The organism is Planktothrix sp. FACHB-1355 (genome assembly GCF_014748295.1).
Lineage (GTDB): Bacteria > Cyanobacteriota > Cyanobacteriia > Cyanobacteriales > Aerosakkonemataceae > Aerosakkonema > Aerosakkonema funiforme_A.
Genome location: NZ_JACJUP010000782.1, coordinates 1 through 3,434 on the forward strand (window position 1 = coordinate 1; position 3,434 = coordinate 3,434).

Here is a 3,434-nt window from a genome sequence, read left to right on the forward strand (position 1 = left end):
TTTTAGCAGATTGGTTAATTCAAACTGCTTTGCAACAAAAATATCAAACTTCTGTGTCTTTATCACCTCTCGATGATAACTTGGCAATGCAGGCGCGAGAAGCGATGTTTAAACGCTTGGGTGTGAGCGAACCTGTTGCGGTTGGGAAACGGTGACAGTTAGTAGGGTGCGTTAGCTTTAGCGTAACGCACCATCAAAATTCCGTGTCTCGTTTGATAACCAGGCCATCTGTCACGATATCTCAATTAATATTATTACCGTTACTAAAACGGAATATCATAGATCAAAAATATAAAAATATCGATGTTTGAAAATCCTAGTATTTTGCTAACATAAATATATTGAGCGAAAAAAAGGGGTTCCAAGCCTCCCATTTAAGTGGAATTATCAAAAAATTTTTCCAGATTAGGAGCTTCGTCCTTTTAAGCGGAGCCAATCCAAAATCCAAAATCCAAAATCCAAAATCGAGTGACGCACTCACCAAAATTAGGATAGTGCTATGTCAGTTGAGGCGACGAAAGAAATACTGCCAGAAACATCAGTGGTTGATACTTGGGAACCTCCCATGCCGCCCACTGACTTAATATTTGATGATGGTGAACCATTGGAGAGCAACCGCCACCGTATTGCCATGAATGTGTTGATTCGATCGCTCCAACAAGCATGGCGCGATCGCCACGACTTCTACACAGGCGGCAATATGTTTATTTATTACAGCAGCACACAAGCGCGTAACCGCGACTTTCGCGGGCCTGATTTCTTTGCCGTACTTGATGTTGACGGTACGCGAGAACGCCAAGGCTGGGTAGTCTGGGAAGAAGAAGGTCGTTACCCAGATGTCATCGTGGAACTGATGTCATCTTCGACTGCTGAAGTTGACACCGGACGTAAAAAAGATATTTACGAACGGATATTTAGAACGCGAGATTATTTCGTTTACGACCCGTTCGATCCCTCCTCGTTGCAAGGTTGGCGCTTAGATACTAACCTGCGTTATGAGCGATCGATCTCAAATGAGCAAGGTTGGCTGTGGTGCGAAACGCTAAACTTTTGGTTAGGAACTTGGCAGGGAACAATAGACCGGGAAACTGCCATCTGGCTGCGTTTTTACGATTCGGAAGGCAATCTTGTCCTTTTACCGGAGGAAGCCGCCCAGCAACAAGCTGAAGTTGCCCAGCAACAAGCTGAAGTTGCCCAACAACAAGCTGAAGTTGCCCAACAACAAGCTGAAGCTGCCCAGCAACAAGCTGAAGCCGAACGCGAACGTGCCGAAGCTGCCCAACAGCAAGCTGAAGCTGAACGTCAACGTGCCGAACGTTTAGCTGCCCGCTTACGAGAGTTGGGCGAAGATCCCAATTTAGTATAGGTTGTAGGGTGGGCAATGCCCGCCCTACTTGCGATCGTCATTTTTTCCTACCCGACTTTCTTGCAAAGAATTACCGATCCCTTCTAGAATTCCGCGCCCAATTAAGCCGATCCCTCGTCCTATTACCTGAGTCAGCACGTAAACAACGCCGCTACCGACAAAGGCAACAACTGCACGCAAACGAGGTGCGATCGCATCTCTTGTTTCTAACGCCAATGTCACTGCTAATTGTAGCCGGGAAAGTTGTCTTAATTCCGCAACGCGGGAAGCATAAATAGAAACTTTCTTAATCCCCATACCGTTAAAAACGAATAAATGATACCTGCTTTCAAAAATAGCTGTAGGAGCGCCCACATACTTTTCTAAGTTATATTTCCAAGACAAATCGTTCCGGAAGCGTTCGATTTCTCTGGTAGAAATGAGTTTTCGGTCATAAAAATTCTGCTTAATTGCCTCTACATCGGCAAAATGATTCAACAGCGGCTGGACAATGGCATTGCTAACTTGTATAATTAAATTTTGCAACAGTAATTCTGCCCTTGCCATTGCTTCCGGCGTTCCCACAGAGTAAGAAGCATTATCAATTATCAGAGGCGTGTCAAAGATCAGATGAGAAAATAAATCCACAACCAACGGTATTTTATCCAAAATTTCCGTCTGGACAAGTTCGTAATCTTGCCATATAATATTAACAACTTCTAAATCCCGGCCTTGCACGCGCAGGGTGTAGTATTTACCAAAAAAATCTGCGGTTGCATTCTGCCAAAAATCGTGTAAGATAGCCGATCGCAGTTCGGGAAGTTGACTCGGCTGAACTTGGGAAAAGCGCAGATCCTCTAATAAATCATCTAACTTTTGCAAAACCAAAACCAGCAATTCCCGCTTTTTTTGCTCTCGGAAAATATCGGTTTCCAAAGGCACGTTAGTAAGGTTTTGCAAGCTATATTGGATGGAGGCGTAAGTATTCTCAAACAGCTGCGATCGCCTGTTTGTCAGAGAATGAGAGCGTTTTGAGGAATGAGGAATGAGATTGGAGTCAAAGAACTCCTCTGGTCTTCTGTCTCTCTGCTCCTCTGCTCCTCTGCTTGCCCGCGCAATGTCGATCGGCGTCATAGATGCGATCGGCACAGATTGTCCTAAGAGCTTATTTACCAACCAGCGGGATGCCCTGAGTTCGCGCTGCCTTCCAGCCAGGATAGCTCGGTCTAGCACAGACAATCTACCCTTTTGCAATTCCTCGGTCACCTCAGCCAGGGCAGCTTCTATCTGGCGCAGTCCAGACAAGCGAATATTACTCAACAGAGTTGGCAGCAAACCTGTTTGAGATTCTGATGGGGGATTTGTTGTTCTTGGGACAGAAGCTTTCATAATTTCCGGAGGCCAATAGGCTTCACCAGCCGCCACCTGACGAATAGTATCTACCAATTCCGAAACAGGATATCCTTTGGGGCAATAACCCTCCACACCCAACTGTCGTGCTGCTGCCAGCAAGAGCGGCTCTAAAAATGAACTCAATACTAAAATCGGCAATTCGGGGTAAAAAGTTTTTAGCTGCTGACAAAGTTCTAACCCAGAGATTTCCGCCCCAGGTAGGCGACCCAAGCCTAAATCTAAAATTACCAAATCGACGGAGGGCCGATCGTTTTGGAGAATCTGCAAAGCATCCGGTGCTGACTGCGCTTCGGCGATAGCTTGCAGGTCGGGAAACTGACCCAGAACAACCCGCAAACCGGCACGGAAGATGGGGTCATCGTCAATTAGCAGGATGTGGAGTGGGCCTTTCGGGCTGAAGTTCAAAACTGGTTTCGCCAGATCGCTCATGGTGGTTCAATTGTTAACAAATGGCAGGGTATTGGTGACTAATGTTGTAAGCAATCTTCCTAAATTGGTAACTAATAAGTGGTAGATGTTAGGTATTAAGTTAACAAACAAACAATCGCCTCTTGGCAAATCGTCTTTTTTCATGCGTTTTAACATATGTTAGCGACCAGTCACCACATAAAACAGCCAGATCCCGATCGTTCCCACCCAAAAACTTGGCTGATAATGACCATAGGGAGCCGTTTCA

2 protein-coding genes are annotated in these 3,434 nt (G+C 45.7%); one reads left to right on the plus strand and one right to left on the minus strand.

The window, feature by feature from the left end:
* The first annotated feature begins 499 nt into the window (after nt 1-499).
* Nucleotides 500-1,366, plus strand: a complete 867-nt coding sequence (locus H6S82_RS24760) for a Uma2 family endonuclease (RefSeq protein WP_190465382.1) — start codon at nt 500-502, stop codon at nt 1,364-1,366.
* A gap of 24 nt (nt 1,367-1,390) precedes the next feature.
* On the opposite strand, the gene H6S82_RS24765 is transcribed toward H6S82_RS24760, so the two are convergent.
* Complete coding sequence (locus tag H6S82_RS24765; RefSeq protein ID WP_190465384.1) at nt 1,391-3,187, minus strand: DUF3685 domain-containing protein; 1,797 nt, start codon at nt 3,185-3,187, stop codon at nt 1,391-1,393.
* Between the last annotated feature and the right edge of the window lie 247 nt (nt 3,188-3,434).